The sequence below is a fragment of the Bradyrhizobium sp. SZCCHNS1050 genome (genome assembly GCF_032484785.1).
Taxonomy (GTDB): domain Bacteria; phylum Pseudomonadota; class Alphaproteobacteria; order Rhizobiales; family Xanthobacteraceae; genus Bradyrhizobium.
Map to the genome: position 1 here is coordinate 125837 of NZ_JAUETR010000001.1, position 17372 is coordinate 143208.

At 66.7% G+C, this 17372-nt stretch carries 16 protein-coding genes; 5 read left to right on the plus strand and 11 right to left on the minus strand.

Going from position 1 to position 17372, the window contains the following annotated elements; all coding sequences use genetic code 11:
• Positions 1-5: 5 nt before the first annotated feature.
• The 10 genes from QX094_RS00540 to QX094_RS00585 form a co-directional block, all read right to left on the minus strand.
• Positions 6-1349: a HAMP domain-containing methyl-accepting chemotaxis protein gene (locus QX094_RS00540; RefSeq protein WP_316171134.1), complete on the minus strand. Its 1344-nt coding sequence runs from the start codon at positions 1347-1349 to the stop codon at positions 6-8.
• 330 nt (positions 1350-1679) lie between these two features.
• Positions 1680-2165, minus strand: a complete 486-nt coding sequence (locus QX094_RS00545; protein WP_316184532.1) for a cytochrome c-type biogenesis protein — start codon at positions 2163-2165, stop codon at positions 1680-1682.
• A 5-nt stretch (positions 2166-2170) separates the two neighbouring features.
• Positions 2171-4150 carry a heme lyase CcmF/NrfE family subunit gene (locus tag QX094_RS00550; RefSeq protein ID WP_316184533.1) on the minus strand — a complete coding sequence of 660 codons (1980 nt, stop codon included), beginning with the start codon at positions 4148-4150 and terminating at the stop codon, positions 2171-2173.
• Positions 4147-4665 carry a cytochrome c maturation protein CcmE gene (gene ccmE, locus QX094_RS00555; protein ID WP_315753052.1) on the minus strand — a complete coding sequence of 173 codons (519 nt, stop codon included), beginning with the start codon at positions 4663-4665 and terminating at the stop codon, positions 4147-4149. The genes QX094_RS00550 and ccmE overlap by 4 nt, the downstream gene beginning before the upstream one ends.
• 31 nt (positions 4666-4696) lie before the next feature.
• Positions 4697-5800, minus strand: coding sequence for a c-type cytochrome biogenesis protein CcmI (gene ccmI, locus QX094_RS00560; protein WP_316187456.1), 1104 nt, complete (start codon positions 5798-5800; stop codon positions 4697-4699).
• Positions 5801-5938: 138 nt separating this feature from the next.
• Entirely contained in the window at positions 5939-6208 is a 270-nt protein-coding gene (locus QX094_RS00565) for a hypothetical protein (RefSeq protein WP_315716145.1), read from the minus strand.
• 106 nt (positions 6209-6314) lie between these two features.
• Positions 6315-7781, minus strand: coding sequence for a hypothetical protein (locus tag QX094_RS00570; protein WP_316187458.1), 1467 nt, complete (start codon positions 7779-7781; stop codon positions 6315-6317).
• Positions 7782-7891: 110 nt separating this feature from the next.
• Positions 7892-9268, minus strand: coding sequence for a sensor histidine kinase (locus QX094_RS00575; protein WP_315716143.1), 1377 nt, complete (start codon positions 9266-9268; stop codon positions 7892-7894).
• Between the two features lie 62 nt (positions 9269-9330).
• Positions 9331-10005: a response regulator transcription factor gene (locus tag QX094_RS00580; RefSeq protein ID WP_006614547.1), complete on the minus strand. Its 675-nt coding sequence runs from the start codon at positions 10003-10005 to the stop codon at positions 9331-9333.
• Positions 10006-10293: 288 nt separating this feature from the next.
• Entirely contained in the window at positions 10294-10446 is a 153-nt protein-coding gene (locus QX094_RS00585) for a hypothetical protein (protein ID WP_315739841.1), read from the minus strand.
• 257 nt (positions 10447-10703) lie between these two features.
• Between QX094_RS00585 and QX094_RS00590 the strand changes: the two genes are divergently transcribed.
• The 4 genes from QX094_RS00590 to QX094_RS00605 all read left to right on the plus strand — a co-directional run bounded on the left by QX094_RS00590 (position 10704) and on the right by QX094_RS00605 (position 15051).
• Entirely contained in the window at positions 10704-11678 is a 975-nt protein-coding gene (locus QX094_RS00590; RefSeq protein WP_316187460.1) for a Ku protein, read from the plus strand.
• Between the two features lie 467 nt (positions 11679-12145).
• A complete protein-coding gene (locus tag QX094_RS00595) occupies positions 12146-13147 on the plus strand; it encodes a LysR family transcriptional regulator (protein ID WP_315716140.1) in 1002 nt (333 codons plus the stop codon).
• A 180-nt stretch (positions 13148-13327) separates the two neighbouring features.
• Positions 13328-13558, plus strand: coding sequence for a hypothetical protein (locus tag QX094_RS00600; RefSeq protein ID WP_316171139.1), 231 nt, complete (start codon positions 13328-13330; stop codon positions 13556-13558).
• The gene (locus tag QX094_RS00605) at positions 13555-15051 is read left to right on the plus strand and encodes a porin (protein WP_315753059.1); all 1497 of its coding nucleotides are present in this window, start codon (positions 13555-13557) and stop codon (positions 15049-15051) included. The genes QX094_RS00600 and QX094_RS00605 overlap by 4 nt, the downstream gene beginning before the upstream one ends.
• 199 nt (positions 15052-15250) lie before the next feature.
• Here QX094_RS00605 and QX094_RS00610 read toward each other — a convergent pair whose 3' ends face one another.
• Entirely contained in the window at positions 15251-15415 is a 165-nt protein-coding gene (locus QX094_RS00610) for a Flp family type IVb pilin (protein WP_315716136.1), read from the minus strand.
• Positions 15416-15801: 386 nt separating this feature from the next.
• Here QX094_RS00610 and QX094_RS00615 point away from each other — a divergent pair, with 386 nt between their 5' ends.
• Positions 15802-17334, plus strand: coding sequence for a thymidine phosphorylase family protein (locus QX094_RS00615; protein ID WP_316175907.1), 1533 nt, complete (start codon positions 15802-15804; stop codon positions 17332-17334).
• Positions 17335-17372 lie beyond the last annotated feature (38 nt).

Genomic DNA, 17372 nt, shown 5'->3' on the forward strand with positions numbered 1-17372 from the left:
CCCGATCAACTTGCCTTCACGCTCACGATGAACGCATCGACCTCGCGCTTCAGCGTCTCGGCCTGTTGCGACAGCTCGCCGGCGGCGTCGCGGGCCTCAGAGGCGAGGCGGCCGGTTTCGGCGGAGGTGGAGCTGATCTGGGCGATGTGGTTGGAGACGTCGAGGGTGCCGCGGGCGGCTTCCTGGACGCTGCGGGAGATGTCCTGGGTGGCGTTGCGCTGCTGCGAGGTGTCGACCTCGATGCCGGACATGATGGCGCTGATCTCGCTGAGCGTGGTCGAGATGCCGTCGATGGCGCCGCGGGTCTCGGCGGTGATGCCCTGGATGCTGGCGACGTGGGCCGAGATCTCGTCGGTCGCCTTGCTGGTCTGGTTGGCAAGGTTCTTCACCTCCGAGGCGACGACCGAAAAGCCTCGGCCGGCCTCGCCGGCGCGGGCGGCCTCGATGGTGGCGTTCAGCGCCAGCAAATTGGTCTGCGAGGCGATCGCCTGCACCAGCTGGACGACGGCGCCGATCTTCTCGGCGGCGTCCGACAGCGCGTGGATGGTGTTCTTGCTCTTCTCGGCCTGCGAGGCCGCGCCCTCGGCGCGCTGGGTGGCGTCGGAGACGCGGCGGCTGATGGTGCCGATCGAGCTCGTCATCTCCTCGGTCGAGCCGGCCACGGTCTGGACGCTGCGATTGGCGTGGTTGGCGGCGGCCTCGACCGCATTCGCCTTGGCCGAGGTGTCGTTGGCGGCGCGCGACAGGGTCTCGGCATTGCTCTTCAGCCGGATGGCCGAGGACGCCACGCTGCTGACGACGCTGGCGACGAGGTCGTTGAAGGAATGGATGCGGCCGTCGAGAAAGCGCGAGCGCTCGCCCTGGCGCTGCGCCTCCTGCAATTCGCGCGCGGTGAGGCGCTGGCGCTCGATGCCGTTGGTCTTGAACACCTCGAGCGCGCCCGCGAGCTGGCCGATCTCGTTGCTGAGGCCGAGGCCGGGAATCGACGTGTCGTATTTCTGGTCGGCGACGTCGCGCATGGCCGAGACCATCGCGGCGAGCGGGCGCAGGATGCCGTTCTGCACGGCGGCATAGGTCATCAGGCAGACGGCGCTGGCGAACACGGCGATGGCCGCGCAGGCCATCAGGAAGTAGGAGAACGCCGACTGCGCCTGCTGATAGATCAGCATCGCATGATCACGGGCGGGACCGCTGAGATTGGCGAAGTCCGACGACAGGCTGGTGATCTGGTTGTTGAGATAGAGCACCGCGATGAAGCCGGTGCCGCCGCCGATCGCCAACAGCATGAGGAGAGAGGCGACGACGCCTCCCACGAGGAAGCGGATCGTCAGATTGCTGTTGGAGAACATCGGCTTTGCCCGGGTACGTCAGACGGAATGTCAACGCACACTTCCAGACAAAGGTAAAATAAGCTGAAAGCGCGGGTAGGTGCGGAGCACGGGAAAGCACGGGGGTTTTGCGGATCGACGGCGCGTTCTCATTTGCTGCGCACGCTTCTTACTCGCGACAGCCGGCATTCGCACCACGCGCGCTTTCAGCCCGCCTCTCTCCGTCGTCATGGCCGGGCTTGACCCGGCCATCCACGTCGTCCGGCACTCTGGGATCCACGTGGATGCCCGGGTCAAGCCCGGGCATGACGGAGTAACTAACTGGCAGGGGATCGTGGCGTTAGCGGATCATCACGTCGCCGGCGGCTGCTCGGCGGCCATCAGCGCGGCGAGGCGCGCCTCCTCCTCGGCCGTCAGCTTCGGCGTGGCCTCCGGGCCGCGCTGGCCGCGACGGCGGACCTGCCACCACAGCGCCAGGCCGCCGCCGAGCAGCAGCACCGGCGGCAGCAGCCACAGCAGGAGGGTCTGGCGCTCGAAGCGCGGCTTGAGCAGCACGAACTGGCCGTAGCGCGCGACCAGGAAGTCCAGCACCTGATTGTCACTATCACCGGCGGCGAGACGCTCGCGCACCAGCAGGCGCAGGTCGCGCGCCAGCGGCGCATCGGAATCGTCGATCGACTGGTTCTGGCAGACCATGCAGCGCAGCTCGCGCGACAGCGCGCGGGCGCGCTGCTCCTTGGCGGTGTCCGACATGACCTCGTCGGGCTGCACCGCATGCGCCACCGGCGAGCTCAACAGCAGCAGCGCGAGCGCGAGGAAGCCGAGACTGCGTCGCATCCGCCCTACTCCGCCGGCTGCAGCGCGCGCGCGGCGCGCGCCGGCCGCGGCGCGCCGACGCGCAGGCGCCGGTCGGACAGCGACAGCAGGCCGCCGAACGCCATCAGCACCGGACCGAACCAGATCAAGAGCACCAGCGGCTTGTGATAGATGCGCACGGCGAGGCCGCCGTCGGCGGTGGCATCGCCGAGCGAGACGTAGAGCTGGCTGACGCCGCGCGTCATCAGCGCGGCTTCCGTCGTCGACATGCCGCGGGTGGCGAAGCTGCGCTTGCTCGGCGTCAGGACGCTGAGCTGCCTGCCGTCCTCGCTGATGACGAAGGTGCTGACGACCTCGCTGAAGTTCGGGCCCTGGCGCTGGCTCATGCCGTCGAACTTGATCTGGTAGCCGGCGAGATTGCGCACGTCGCCCGGACGCAAGGTGCTGATCAGCTCGCTGTTCCAGGTGGTCTCGCAGACGATGCCGAGCAGCGCTATGCCGAGGCCGGCATGCGCGAACGCCGTGCCCCACACCGAGCGCGGCAGGCCGCGGGTCCGGTGCAGCGCCGTCTTGAACGGCACGCGGGCCACGCCGCTGCGCTCGACCAGATCGACGACCGAGCCGGTGATGACGAACACGCCGAGACCGATGCCGAGCGGCGCCAGCGCGCTGCCGCCGCGCGCCCAGGCCCAGACGATCGCGATCGCCACCAGCGCCGTGACGCCGGCCGCGAGCAGCCGTTGGGCCGCCGCGACGAGGTCGCCGCGCTTCCACGCCAGCATCGGGCCGAACGGCACCATCAGCAGCAAGAGCGCGAACAAGGGGCCGAAGGTGATGTTGTAGAACGGCGCGCCGACCGAGAGCTTGAAGTCGAGCGCCTCCATGATCACCGGGTACAGCGTGCCGAACAGCACGGTGGCGCAGGACACGGTGAGCAGCAGATTGTTCAAGACCAGCGCGCCTTCGCGCGAGATCGGCGCGAACAGCCCGCCCTGCTTCAGCGCGGTGGCGCGGCCGGCGAACAGCGTCAGGCTGCCGCCGATGAACAGCACGAGGATGCCGAGGATGAACACGCCGCGCGTCGGATCGCTGGCGAAGGCGTGCACCGAGGTGATGACGCCGGAGCGCACCAGGAAGGTGCCGAGCAGGGACAGCGAGAAGGTCAGGATCGACAGCAGGATGGTCCAGACCTTGAGCGCGTTGCGCTTCTCCATGACGACAGCGGAGTGCAGCAGCGCGGTGCCGGCGAGCCAGGGCATCAGCGAGGCGTTCTCGACCGGGTCCCAGAACCACCAGCCGCCCCAGCCGAGCTCGTAATAGGCCCAGTACGAGCCCATGGCGATGCCGAGCGTCAGGAAGATCCAGGCCATCAGGGTCCACGGCCGCACCCAGCGCGCCCAGGCGGCATCGATGCGGCCTTCGAGCAGGGCTGCGATTGCGAACGAGAACGAGATCGAGAAGCCGACATAGCCGAGATAGAGCATCGGCGGATGCACGGCGAGGCCGATGTCCTGCAGCACCGGATTGAGATCGCGGCCCTCGATCGGCGGGTTGGCGAGGCGCGCGAACGGATTCGATGTGGTCAGGATGAACAGATAGAACGCGGTCGCCACCCAGGCCTGCACCGCGAGCACGCGGGCGCGCAAGGACAGCGGCAGATTGTTGCCGAAGGCCGCGACCATGGCGCCGAACAGCGCCAGGATCGACACCCACAAGAGCATCGAGCCTTCGTGGTTGCCCCACACGCCGGTGATCTTGTAGAGCAGCGGCTTCATCGAGTGCGAGTTCTCGAACACGTTGGCGACGGAGAAATCCGAGGTCACGTGCAACGTGATCAGCGCGATGAAGGAGAGACCGGCGAACAGCAATTGCGCCAGCGCGGCCGAGCGGCCGACATTCATCAGGGCGACGTCACGCTGATACGCGCCGAGCATCGGCACGGTGGACTGAATCAGCGCCAGCGCAAGCGCCAGCACCAGGGCGTAATGTCCGCTCTCTGCAATCACTGCGTCGCTCCTGCCGCGCTCTTGTCAGTGCCCTCGCGCATCGACACCGGGCCCGGTTTGGCGCCGCCTTTCGGCTTGCCGTAATCGTCCTTCCAATGGCCCTGCTTCTTCAGGGCATCGGCGACTTCCTTCGGCATGTAGGTCTCGTCGTGCTTGGCGAGCACGGTGTCGGCCTTGAACACGCCGTCGGCATCGAGCGCGCCCTCGGCGACGACGCCCTGCCCTTCGCGGAACAGATCCGGCAGGATGCCCTTGTAGGCGACCGGCAGCTTGGCGCCGCCATCGGCGACCTCGAAGCTGACGGCGAGATCGTCGCCGCGCTTCAGCGAGCCCGGCTGCACCAGGCCGCCGAGCCGGAAGCGCTTGCCCGGCCCGATATGTTTCTCTGCGACCATGGTCGGGGTCGAGAAGAACACGATGGAGTCGCGCAGCGCGTTGAGCACCAGCCCTGCGGCGACCGCGAGCACGAACAGCGCCCCGCCGATGATCGTCAAACGCCTCTGCTTGCGTGTCATCCCTTGATCCCGTTGGCGGCGGAAGCGCCGCTCATCCATCCAAGCCGAAAGTCTTCACGCCCTCGTTGAGCTGCCGCAACCGCTCGGCATCGCCGGACACCGCCTGCCGCGCATCCGACAACGCCCCCTTGGCCTTGTCGAGATCGCCCATCACGACGTAGGCGCGCACCAGGCGCAACCAGCCCTCGACGTCGTCGCCATTCTGCTTCAGCCGCGCCGCCAGCCGGTCGACCATGCCGCGGATCATCGTCTCGCGGTCACCGTCGCTCATGCTCTTGGCCGCGGCCATCGCCTCGCTCGGCAGCGCCGGCACCTCGCCGCCGCCGACCCGGCCGAGCGCCGCCGTCACCAGCGGCCGCCACGGCGCATCCGCCGGCGCCTTGCCCAGCATCGCCCGCCAGATGTTGGCCGCATCGTCCTTGCGGCCGTCCTGCTCGGCGGCGAGACCGAGATAGTAGTTCGACTTCGGCTCCTCGGCCTCGAGCGCATGGGCGCGCTCGAACTCCGCCTTGGCCTCGGCGGTGACGACGCCGCCAGCGGCGGCCGTGATCATCTCGCCGAGATCGGCGCGCTTGGCCGCGCCGTCGCCGGCATAGGTGATCATGTTGCGATAGGCCCGAATCGCGTCATCGGTGCGGCCGAGCCGCGCCAGCACCGGGGCGAGCACGGTCCAGCCGCGGCCGTCGGTCGGGTTCTTCTGCAGGTGCTGCTCGACCTGCGCCACCAGCGTTTCCAGCGGCTGCGTCCCGTTGGGCGGCGCCGCGCGTGCGGTGAGCGGGAAATCCGGCAGTTGCGGCGAGCCGAGCGGCAGGTAGACCGCGAGCGCCACGATCGGCACCCCGATCAGCGCCAGCACGGCCGCCGCGCGGCGCAGGCCGAGGCTCGGCTTCCCCGCGGCCTCGCCCTCCTGGTCGGCGGCAGCCAGAAGGCGGCGGCCGATCTCGACCCGCGCGGCTTCCGCCTCGACCTTGCCGATCAGCCCGGTTTCGACGTCGCGCTCGATCTCGGCCAGCTGGTCCTTGTAGACGACGACCTCGCGACCACCAGACGCGGCCCGCGCGCCCAGGCCGAGCGGCAGCAGGACGGCGAAGATCGCCGCGGCCGTCATCACGGCGAACACGAACCAGAGAGTCATCGGACAGAGTTCCAGTCAGCGCCCACCGGCAGGCGCGCCTCGCGCCGCTTTTAACCAGCACCGTTCCCGGCGGCAATTCACATTTGCCGCCGTGGTAGCGCAGCCGTCCGCGCCAAAAAACTCAGGAGGATTACGTAATTAGGGGACCTCGAACTCGGCGCTCTTGGCGAGATAGCTGCCGTGCCCGTTCAGGGCCATAAGGAAATAGGTCCCCGGCCGGACATGGTCGGTGAGCCTGATCCGCAGCGACCCGACCGGGACCGGCGAGGCGATGGTGGTGACGGGATCGGGAAGTGGCGCCCCGCTCGTCTTGTCGACGAGCACGACCTTGGCCTTGATCATGAGGTTGCGATAGGTCGCGCGGACGACGCGGTTCTCGACCTCGACGAAGTTGATGACGGAAATCATGGTCTTGATGAAAATGGATGGAACTTGGCGGAACCTATGCGTGGCCCCGGGGCGAGGTCAACCTGAAATTGCAAAATCAAAAACGTCGACAGACTAGCAGAAAATCTCAACCGGCGCGCGAGGATTTTCGCTCGCCGTTCATCGCGTTCTCGGCCGACCTGCTCATCAATTGGGCGTAGTCGTTGCCGAACAGGACGTGACAGAAGCGGATCGCCGCCGACACCTGCGACTGCCGATAGGCGCGCGCCCGCGCGTCGCCCGAGCGCAGCGACTGCACCAGCGCTTCGGTGGCCTTCTCGACATATTGCTGCAGATCGGAATAGGTCCGCAGCGTCACCTCGTTGATCGCGAGCTCGCTGGCATAGTTGCGGCAGACGGCGACGAACTCGATCAGTGCAGCCACCTCCTCGACCTCGCTGCCATCGACGCCGGCGCCGGCCGGAATGTCCTTGTCGGCGCGCTGGCGCAGGATGCGGCGGACGCGGCCAGGCACGCTGTCGATCTCCGATTGCAGGGCATTGGAGATGTCGGCGCGGATCGCGGTGAGCTGCTTGCCCCAGTTCGATTCCGAGCGCAGGTCGAGCTCGGTGCGCAGGCCGCGAACGCCGTCATGCAGCGTCTTCAGCGTATCGCCGAGATCGGAGAAATGACCGCGCCGGATGTCGGCGCGCAGCACCGAGGCGAGACCGGCGAGATCGTTGAGCGCGATGGTGACGGCGACGCCGAACGGGGTCGCGGCGACCCTGATCTCGTCGTCGGAGGCGGCGATCTTGGTGGCGAGCCGGATGATCTGCCAGGGCGCGGCGAGCCGCTGCATCACCAGCGACAATGCGAACGGCAGCATCGAGGGCGTCTGCAGCGACGGCACGTTGATGGCTTCGGTGACGGAGGCGATCTGCGAATCGCCGAGCACGCGGATGATGCCGGGCAACCGGCCATTGAGGCCGTCGAGCGCCTCGCGGTTCTGCAGCACCAGCGCGATCGGCAGCAGATCCTCGATCACGCTGGGGGCGCCGATGCGGGCCAGCGCGCGCTGGCGGTCGCCGGTCGCGTTGGGGCCGACGAGGTTCATCAGCGCCTCGGCGGCGGCGCGCTGCAGCTTGCGTGCGGCCATCTCGACCTCGCGCGAACTGTCGCCGGAGACCGACATCGCGGCCTCGAATTCGGCGTAGCGCTCCGGCGCGCCTTCGCGACCGAGCCACTGCCAGACCGGCAGCAGCGAGGCACGGCGGATCTGGCCGGGACGGAGAGGACCGGTGGAATCGGTGAGGAACGGGTCGAGCGGCCGGAACAGCCGACGCGGGCCATCGCCGCTCTGGCGGCGCTCGTCGCGGCCTTGCGGACGGGCGACCTCGATGGCGGGTTGGGGCCGGGCCGGGTCGGCTGTTGGAGCGGGAGCCGGCGGCGCGACGGGCCGCACCACCTTGCGCAACTGCTCGAGCACCAGGGTCGCCACGGCGACGTCCTGGCCGCGCTCGATGGCGCGCTCGAATTCGCGCATCAGGAGCGACTGCGCGTTCGGCGGCAGCTGCCCGAGATATTCCCTTAACCGCTCGTGAGCTGTCTGACCCATGCGCCGGCGTGCAAATTTCCACGGCGAGAGCGCACATCGCGCACCCCTGCCCGAACCATAGCGTCCGCGGTATTAAGAACACCTTTAGGATGGCGAAATTCGCCGCCCCGTCAAACGCCGGGAAGTCTCAGCTCCGCCCGCAGTCCCCCGGTCGGGGCATCGCCCAGGGTCAGGCGGCCGCCATAGAGCGCAGCCAGATCGGTGACGATCGACAGCCCGAGCCCCGACCCCGGCTTGGATTCGTCCAGCCGCTGGCCGCGCCGCAGCACCTGGGCGCGCTCGGCCGCCGAGAGGCCGCGGCCATCGTCATCGACCACGATCCGCAGCATCGGCGAGGCCCCGGACTGGGCCGGCGGCTCCACGGTGAGCTCGACCGAGACCCGCGAAGCCGCCCATTTGCAGGCATTGTCGACCAGATTGCCGACCATCTCCTCCAGATCCTGGCGCTCGCCGCGAAACCTCGCGGCGGGATCGGCGGTCGCCTCGACCACGATGCTGCGGTCGCGGTAGATCTTTTCCATGGTGCGGCGCAGCGCCTCGATGGCCGGCGCCACCTCCGTCACGGTGGATACGATGGTGACACGCGCGGCGATCCGCGCCCGCTCGAGGTGGTGGGCGACCTGGTCGCGCATGACGTCCGCCTGCTCCATGACCTTGGCCGCGAACGGGTCCGCCGCATGGGTCGCCGCTTCGTTCACGATGACGGAGAGCGGCGTCTTGATGGCATGGGCGAGATTGCCGACATGCGTGCGCGCCCGCTCGACGATCTCGCGATTGGCATCGATCAGCGCGTTGGTTTCGCGGGCCAGCGGCGCGATCTCCACCGGAAACTCCCCTTCCAGCCGCTCGGCGCGCCCGGACCGGATGTCGGCGATCGATTCGGAGATGCGTTTCAGCGGCGCGAGGCCATAGCGGACCTGGAAGATGGTCGTGAGCAGCAGCACGATCCCGAGCGCGGTGAAGGTGCCGCCGAGGTAGTAGTCGAAGCTGCGGGTCTCGTCGAAGATCTCCGAGGCATCGCCTGCGACGCTGACCAGGAACTTGCCGTCGGAGCCGAGATCCACCGGGCGCTCGACCATGCGCAGGTCCTGGTTCTCCGGCCCTTCGACATAGCCGATCCGGATCCCGGCCGCCGTCAGCTCGATCCCCTGCTCCTCCAGCTTGGGCAGCTTCTTGTCCCACAGCGAGCGCGAGGCCCGTACCTCCGGCTTCTCGGCGTCGGTACGGGTGATCTGCCAGTACCAGCCGGACAGCGGCAGCTCGAACAGCGGCTCGCCCAAGGACTGGAATTGGCGGTCCGGCGGATCGTCGGGGGTGGCGACCTCGGCGATCAGGGTGCGGAGATAGAGGTTGAGCCGGCGATCGAAGGCGCGCTCGGTCGCATTGCGATACACCGAGGACAGCACGATGCCGGTGATGGCGAGGATGACCACGAGCCACGCGGTCGCGGACAGGAACAACCGGGTGGCAAGTGAACTCTGGCGCATGACCGCAAACTAGCGAAACGGCCGGCGCCCGGCCACCTCGAATGGCTGGCTCCGGAAACGGATCAGGCGCCAGCGGCCGGCGGCGGGGTCAGCAGGTAGCCGAGACCGCGCACGGTCTGGATGACGTCGCAGTCGAGCTTTTTCCTGATGCGGCCGACGAACACCTCGATCGTGTTCGAGTCGCGGTCGAAGTCCTGGTCGTAGAGATGCTCGACCAGCTCGCTGCGCGAGACGACGCGGCCGGAATGATGCATCAGATAGGACAGCAGGCGGTATTCGTGTGAGGTCATCTTGACGGGGTTGCCCGACACGCTGACCTTGCCGGTGCGGGTGTCGAGGGTGACCGGCCCGCAGGTCAGCTCGCTCTGGGCGTGGCCGGCCGAGCGGCGCAGCAGCGCGCGGATGCGCGCCAGCACCTCTTCCAGGTGGAAGGGCTTGGCCACGTAGTCGTCGGCGCCGGCGTCGAAGCCCTGGACCTTGTCGCTCCAGCGGTCGCGGGCGGTGAGAATCAAGACCGGCATCGCCCGGCCATTGCGCCGCCACGCCTCCAGCACCGAGATGCCGTCCATCTTGGGCAGGCCGATGTCCAGCACGACAGCGTCGTAGGGCTCGCTGTCGCCCAGATAGTGCCCTTCCTCACCGTCGAACGCACGGTCCACGACGTAGCCGGCGTCGCTCAGGGCCGTGGTGAGCTGACGGTTGAGATCCGGATCGTCCTCGACAACGAGCAGACGCACGCTTGCCTCCAAAGCTGAACTGCACGATTTCCGCCCTCAAGATGAACCGGAAGGCCGTGAACCGTGCATGAACGGAACCCGAGCGACCAGGTTACTTTTTGGTCATCTCGATCGGGACCGCCGGCAGGGGCCGACAGAATTGGGGCGGATATAAGCTCTGAAGGACGGGCATGAGAAGACCCGCCGCACGGATGGCGGGGCTCGAACGCGGACCTGGGGGACGCGGACGGACGTTGCTCCCCCCGTTCCCCTCCCCGGCCACGTAACGGAGCGGATCGAACGGTCGCGTCAGGTGCGGAAGAACACGAACCAGACCAGGCCGAGCACGAGCAGCGCCAGTCCGGTGGAGATGGCCAGGATCGCCAGGACGGACGGTCCAGGCTCACCCTGCCGCGCTTCGGTGGGGGTCTCGACGATCTGCGTCGGTCGCCTGGCTGCCATGGTGCCCTCAGCTCGCTGTTATTCGCATTCCGAGCGGTGAAGAAGCGCTCTGTCACGCACTCCCGTTGGCAACGTCGGCAGCCAGATGATGTTCCGGGCGGCGCCCCCTGCGACGGGTTAACGCCGATCCGAGAATCTGCCGGCCAGCTTGTTGAATCCGCAGCCTCGGGTGTTATCCTCGCGGCTGCCGCGAGAACGACGCCCGCAGCAGTCCGGTTCGGAGCAAGCCGTTAGTTCGGAGTTAAGTGGAGTAGGTCATGGCCCCGCGCGCCAATTGGAAGGGTTTTCTGCGCCTGTCGCTCGTGACCTGTCCGGTCGCGCTCTATCCGGCGACATCGGAGTCCGAGAAGGTCTCCTTCAACCAGATCAACCGCAAGACCGGCCACCGCATCAAATACAGCAGGGTCGATGCCGAGACCGGCGAGGAAGTCGCCAATGACGACATCGTCAAGGGCTACAAGGTCGACACCGACACCTACATCGAGGTCACCAAGGACGAGCTCGAGGACATCGCGCTGGAATCGACGCACACGATCGAGATCGACGAGTTCGTGCCGCGCACCGATATCGACAGCCGCTATCTGATCCGTCCCTATTATCTCGTCCCCGACGGCAAGGTCGGCCACGACGCCTTCGCGGTCATTCGCGAGACCATCCGCAGCATGGACAAGGTCGCGATCGGCCGGGTCGTGCTCACCAATCGCGAGCACATCATCGCGCTGGAGCCGCTCGGCAAGGGCCTGATGGGAACGCTGCTGCGCTACCCTTACGAGGTGCGCAACGAGGAGGAATATTTCGACGACATCCAGGATGTGAAGATCACCAGCGACATGCTGGATCTCGCCAAGCACATCGTCGAGAAGAAATCGGCCGACTTCCAGCCGGAGAACTTCGAGGATCATTACGAGGCCGCGCTGATCGAGCTCATCAACAAGAAGCGCAGCGGCGTGACCATCGCCGCCAAGGCTGCACCGAAGTCGAGCGGCAACGTCATCAACCTGATGGACGCCCTGAAGCGCAGCCTTGCCAGCGAGGGTGACAAGGCGCCCACCGCTGGCGCCCCCGCGCCGAAGGCCAAGGCCAAGAAGCCGAAGAAGCGCGTCGAAGGCCAGCGCGAGATGCTGCTGCCGATCAGCGGCAAGAAGGCCAAGGACGAGCCGAAGAAGGCCGAGGAGCCGAAGAAGTCGGAGAAGCCGGCACGAACCACCGCACGCTCACGCAAGGCCAGTTGAGGCGTCGATACGGCGAACGACCTCCGAACCTTCGCGCGGCGCACGGGTCCTGTGCATAATGGTCGCTCGACCGCGACTCCCGCGAGTTCCAGCTGTTGCCGTGGGCACGCCATCGCGCGTGGTGTTGCGGGTCATCCACCAAGGACACCGCATCGATCGCCCCCCCAATTGGTGGAAAAAATATCTGCCTAGGTCAGGTAAGTCGATCCTGCGATGGTGGTCCGGCGATCAGGCGCGGATTTGTGATCGTTTCGACATCACTTCGATGCTTGCGGAATGATCACGTCGCACCTAGCTCTGCGGCGCGGGATGGTGATCCGGGCGTAAGCTTCCTGATGGAAGATTGATGTGCCTGATCGGTCGGGACGACGCTGGCGAAGTCGTCCCAGCCGCACGACGCGGCGTATCAGGGGGATGTGGATGTTTCAGCACGATGCGGACCAACGCCGGGCGCAGTACGCCTAGCGATGGCACGGGTTCAGCTGTCCGAGCTCTCCGCTTTCGCAGCCGTCGCGGATTCGTTGAGCTTCACCAAGGCGGCCGCTCATCTCGGCTGCTCCTTGCCGACCATCAGCCAGACCATCAAGAGCCTCGAGGAGCGGCTGGACGTCAGGCTGTTCAACCGGACGACGCGCAGCGTGGCCCTCACCGAGGCCGGCGAGCGCCTGCTGGCGGAGATCCAGCCGATTCTCGAACGGGTCGACCAGGCCATCGAGAGCATCAACGCGTTCCGCGACAAGCCGATGGGTACCCTGCGCCTGACCGTATCCCGTGTGTTCGCCGTGAGAGGGCTCGGGCCCCTGATCAGGTCATTCCTGGCCGAATACCCGGACATCCATATCGAACTGGCTGTCGACGACACCAACAGTGACATCGTGCGCAATCGCTTTGATGCCGGCATCAGATCCGGCCACCGGGTGGAGCGCGACATGAAGGTCATCCGCGTCTTCGACGAGTGCAGCTTCGTTGCGGTTGCCGCCCCCGGCTATCTCGCGGCGCATCCCGCGCCGGCCGTGCCCGAGGATCTCCAGGCCCATAATTGCATCCGACATCGGGTCCCTGCCGACGATACGCTGCAGCCCTGGATCTTCGAAAAGGGCGGCGAGCGCACCGAGATTGCCGTGGACGGCTCCCTTATCGTCAACGACTTCGATCTGGCGCTGAATGCCGCGCTCGACGGCATCGGCGTCGCGTATCTCGTCGAGCCGATGATCGAGTCGCATCTGGCCGAGGGACGGCTAATGCGGCTGCTGCCCGGCTGGCGCTACGCGACGCCCGGACTGTTCCTGTACCATCCGAGCCGCCGGCAACCGCCGATGCCGCTGCAGGTCTTTCTCGACTTCGTCAAGCGCTGGCGCAGCGGCGTCACGCTCGAGGCAATGTCGCGCGCGGCGGATTACGACGCACGCGGGTTGGTAGCAGCGACGTCACATCGAACGTCGATTCACGTCGAGCCCAACCGTCGCTGAGATCGCGTTGCGAGGCTGGAGAGGTCAATCGCGCGTCGGCAGCGGCGCTGCGAACGCGCCATGATGTGCGCAGCTTGCGATGTGCACCGGGATTGTTCGGGATTCCCATCTAACCTATTCACGATTATCACCATTAACAAATCGACACCGCGAGGCCAAAACCGCGGCGTGACTGCGTCGATGCTGGTGCGTGCGAGCAGCGTGTTAACGACGATCGAGTGGGCTTCGAACAAAGCAGAGCGCATTCATCAAATTGAAATTGGCTCATGCACACTTCTTTCAACCATTCCGCCGGCCGCGCTGATCGAGCCGTCGTCGGAATCAGAGGTGTGGGAGCGGCAATCTGGCGAAGCCAGAGGCGACACGCGGGGGGCCGTGTGCATCGCCGTCAACCGGAGAAACGGGAAATGAAGACGTTGAGGGGCCTGCTACTCGGAACGGGAGCAGTGATATTGTCCGCCGCGGCGGCGCAGGCTGCGGATCTTCCACTGAAGGCCAAAGCCGTCGAATATGTGAAGGTGTGCTCGCTGTACGGCACGGGCTTCTACTACATTCCCGGTACCGACACCTGCATCAAGCTCGGCGGCTATCTGCGCGCCGAGACCGCGCTGTGGACCAACAGCAACTATGGTGGCGCCTATTCAGGCCAGGCCGGCGCCGATAACCGCCTGAGCAACCGCTATCAGACCCGTTCGCGCCAGGATCTGAACATCGATACGCGCACCGCGACCGAATATGGCGTGGTGCGTACCTATTTCGAGACCGTGCTGAACTGGACCTCGGGCTCCTATGGCGGTGCGGGCGCCGGCGCGACGTCCTACACCGGCGACGCCATCTCGGGCGGCATCGTCGGCGTCTACTACGCCTTCATCCAGTTCGCCGGATTCACGATGGGCAAGGCCGTGTCGACCTTCGACGCGCCCTGGACCAACTATCCTGGCAACAATTTCGACGGCCTGGTCGGCGGCAGCGGCTCCAACAACGGCGTCAACCAGTTCACCTACACCGCCGATTTCGGCCAGGGCATCACCGCCGCGGTCTCGCTGGAAGACCAGACGCAGTTCTTCACCACCAACATCTGGAACACCTCGGGCATCACCGCGGCCGGCGTGCTCGGCGGCAATTATGGCTCGAGCAGCTTCGGCGGGACGGTGTCTCCCGACATCATCGGCATGGTTCGCGTCGACCAGGCGTGGGGCATCTTCCAGGCGTCGTTCGCCGCGCATGACAATCATGCCGCCTATTACGGCGCGTCCGAGACCTCGGGTCATCCCTCCGACAAGTGGGGCTGGGCCGCGCAACTGGCGCTGTCGATCAAGAACATCCCGACCGGTCCGGGCGACGTCGTCAACCTGCAGGCGGTCTACACCGACGGCGCGAGCCGCTACAACTTCCAGAGCCTCGCCAACACGACCTATTCGATGTATGGCAGCACGGGCGTAGCCGGCGCCTATCAGAGCATCGGCTTCGCCGGCGTCGGCGACGCGGTGTTCGGCACCGGCACGGGCCTGTCGACCGTGCAGACCTGGGGCATGCGCGGCGCCTTCACCCACAATTGGGATCCGCGCTGGAATACGGCGCTGTACGGCGCCTATGCCCAGGTGCGCTATGGCCAGACGGGATCGAGCCTCATCTGTGCCGGCATCGCCGCCACCGGGATGCTGACCGCGGGCTCGACCTGCAATCCCGACTTCAATCTCGGACAGATCGGCCTCATCACCCGATGGACGCCGGTCAAGGGCCTCACCTTCTCGGCCGACGTGACCTACAGCCACCTCGACCAGAAATACTCGGGCACGGCGATTGCTCCGGCCGTGACGAGCACGGCGAAGCCGGCCGCGATCTACCAGCTCAAGGACCAGGACACGGTGAGCATGCTGCTGCGCGCCCAGCGCAACTTTTGAAGCTGGGCTGTTGAACCTCTGACTGCTCGACGAGCTTCCGGCGATGCCCCCGCCGGAAGCTTCGTTCGTGGAGACGGGCGGCGCGTTGCGAGGGATGGGGCGAAATGCGGCAGGCGTCGTGCGGATCACGACGCCTGTGACGTGTCGGACGGCGATGATCGTGCGCTGGCTAGATCGCGCGGCGGCGTGACCCAGCCGGCTACTTGATCGAGGTGTTGATCGCGGTGAACTTGCTGCTCAGCCCCGAGCCCAGGCCGTTGACGGCCGCCAGGATCACGATGCTCAATCCACCGGCAATGATGGCGTATTCGATCGAGGTCGCGCCAGCCTGATTCTTCAGGAAGCTCGCAATCAACTGCCGCATCTACCTCTCCGGTCGGGCTCGATCATGGGATCGCGCCGGAACGGCGCGCGCAGGCCGGGACGGACGCCCCAGCGAAAACCCTCGGTCATCCGCTTGAACAATCAGTTAACCCGATCAGGTACCTGGCGGGCCCGCCACTCCGGCCCGGGCCCGGGCCTTGCTCTCTGATCCGGCGCGCAGCCGCGCCGCCGGCTGATCCGCAAACATCTGGATTGATTGAGCTTTATTTTCTGCCCGCACCTTCGGCAGGCAGGCCCGGCGATCGCAGAGCTCGGCCCTTGCCCGGACATATTGAGAAAAAATTCGGCCGGCCCCCGAGCCGGCCGACCGCATGATCTGCGTCAACGGCCATGGCGTGGACGGGCTTAAGGGGTATCCTGGCCACCATGAGCACAATAGATTCCGCCCGTCCGCAGCTCAAGATCCGCAGCGTCGCGCTCGACACCGGCCGCGAGAACGTGGTCGTGATCTCCCGCCGCTCGAAGGCGTTGCGGCCCGAGGTGTTCCGCGGCTTCAGCCGCGTCGAGCTGCGCTGCAACTCGCGGACGCTGCTGGCGACCCTTCTGATCACCGACGACGACGCACTGGTCGGCCCCGACGAGATCGGCCTGTCGGAGCCGGCGATGCGGCGCTTCGCCGAGCCGGCCGGCACGCGGGCGACGGTGTCGCCGGCGACCCCGCCCGAGAGCATGGAAGCGGTGCGCGCCAAGATCCGCGGCGAGACCTTGAGCGACCAGGCGATCGCTGCCGTGATCGAGGACCTCACCCACTACCGCTACTCCGACATGGAGATCGCCGCTTTCCTGATCGGCTCAGCCAGCTTCATGAGCTCCGGCGAGCTGCTGGCGCTGACGCGCGCGATGGCCAATGCCGGCACGCAATTGAAATGGCCCGAGCCGGTGGTGGTCGACAAGCACTGCATCGGCGGCATTCCCGGCAACCGCACCTCGATGGTGGTGGTGCCGATCGTCGCCGCCCACGGCCTGACCATTCCAAAAACCTCCTCGCGCGCGATCACCTCGCCAGCCGGCACCGCCGACACGATGGAGGTGCTGGCGCGGGTGAATGTCGGCGCCGACGAGATGAAATCGATCGTTGCGGCCTGCAATGGCTGCGTGATCTGGGGCGGCCACGTCAATCTGTCGCCGGCCGACGACGTCCTGATCTCGGTCGAGCGCCCGCTCAGCCTCGACACCCGCGAACAGATGGTCGCCTCGATCCTGTCGAAGAAGCTGGCCGCCGGCTCGACGCATCTGCTGCTCGACCTGCCGGTCGGGCCGACCGCCAAGCTCACCAGCGGCGCGGAGGCGATGCGGCTGCGCAAGCTGTTCGAATTCGTCGGCGACCGTTTCGGGCTCAAGGTCGAGGTGATCACGACCGACGGCCGCCAGCCGATCGGCAACGGCATCGGTCCGGTGCTGGAGGCCCGCGACGTGATGGCGGTGCTGGGCAACGAGCCGTCGGCGCCTGCTGACCTGCGCGAGAAGTCGCTGCGACTCGCCGCGCATCTGCTCGAATATGATCCGAAGCTGCGCGGCGGCGCCGGCTATAACAGGGCGCGCGAGCTGCTCGACAGCGGCGCGGCGCTCAAGCAGATGCTGAAGATCATCGATGCGCAGGGCCCGCCGGAATGCCGCAGCGAGCTCGGCGATCTCGCCTTCGACGTCAAGGCGGAGCGCGACGGTGTCGTGTCCGCGATCGATTGCCTGCGGCTCAATCGCCTGGCGCGCACGGCCGGCGCGCCCGTGAACAAGGGCTCCGGGATCATGCTGTTCAAGAAGATCGGCGATCGTGTCGACCAGGGTGAGCCACTCTATCGCGTGTTCACCTGCGATCCGTCGGAGCATGATCTGGCCGCAGCCGCAGCCGCCACCAACCACGGCTATGGCTTCGCCGACGGCGCGAATGGTCGTTCGTGATGAACCGGTATCGAGCATCGATCCATCGTCCTCGGGAG

Coding starts and splice junctions, on each gene's coding strand:
- QX094_RS00590 (WP_316187460.1), top strand. CDS start 10,704: ATGGCCCCGCGCGCCAATTGGAAGGGTTTTCTGCGCCTGTCGCTCGTG.
- QX094_RS00570 (WP_316187458.1), bottom strand. CDS start 7,781: ATGGGTCAGACAGCTCACGAGCGGTTAAGGGAATATCTCGGGCAGCTG.
- QX094_RS00600 (WP_316171139.1), top strand. CDS start 13,328: ATGCTGGTGCGTGCGAGCAGCGTGTTAACGACGATCGAGTGGGCTTCG.
- QX094_RS00605 (WP_315753059.1), top strand. CDS start 13,555: ATGAAGACGTTGAGGGGCCTGCTACTCGGAACGGGAGCAGTGATATTG.
- QX094_RS00615 (WP_316175907.1), top strand. CDS start 15,802: ATGAGCACAATAGATTCCGCCCGTCCGCAGCTCAAGATCCGCAGCGTC.
- QX094_RS00585 (WP_315739841.1), bottom strand. CDS start 10,446: ATGGCAGCCAGGCGACCGACGCAGATCGTCGAGACCCCCACCGAAGCG.
- QX094_RS00610 (WP_315716136.1), bottom strand. CDS start 15,415: ATGCGGCAGTTGATTGCGAGCTTCCTGAAGAATCAGGCTGGCGCGACC.
- ccmE (WP_315753052.1), bottom strand. CDS start 4,665: ATGACACGCAAGCAGAGGCGTTTGACGATCATCGGCGGGGCGCTGTTC.
- QX094_RS00595 (WP_315716140.1), top strand. CDS start 12,146: ATGGCACGGGTTCAGCTGTCCGAGCTCTCCGCTTTCGCAGCCGTCGCG.
- QX094_RS00545 (WP_316184532.1), bottom strand. CDS start 2,165: ATGCGACGCAGTCTCGGCTTCCTCGCGCTCGCGCTGCTGCTGTTGAGC.
- QX094_RS00565 (WP_315716145.1), bottom strand. CDS start 6,208: ATGATTTCCGTCATCAACTTCGTCGAGGTCGAGAACCGCGTCGTCCGC.
- ccmI (WP_316187456.1), bottom strand. CDS start 5,800: ATGACTCTCTGGTTCGTGTTCGCCGTGATGACGGCCGCGGCGATCTTC.
- QX094_RS00575 (WP_315716143.1), bottom strand. CDS start 9,268: ATGCGCCAGAGTTCACTTGCCACCCGGTTGTTCCTGTCCGCGACCGCG.
- QX094_RS00540 (WP_316171134.1), bottom strand. CDS start 1,349: ATGTTCTCCAACAGCAATCTGACGATCCGCTTCCTCGTGGGAGGCGTC.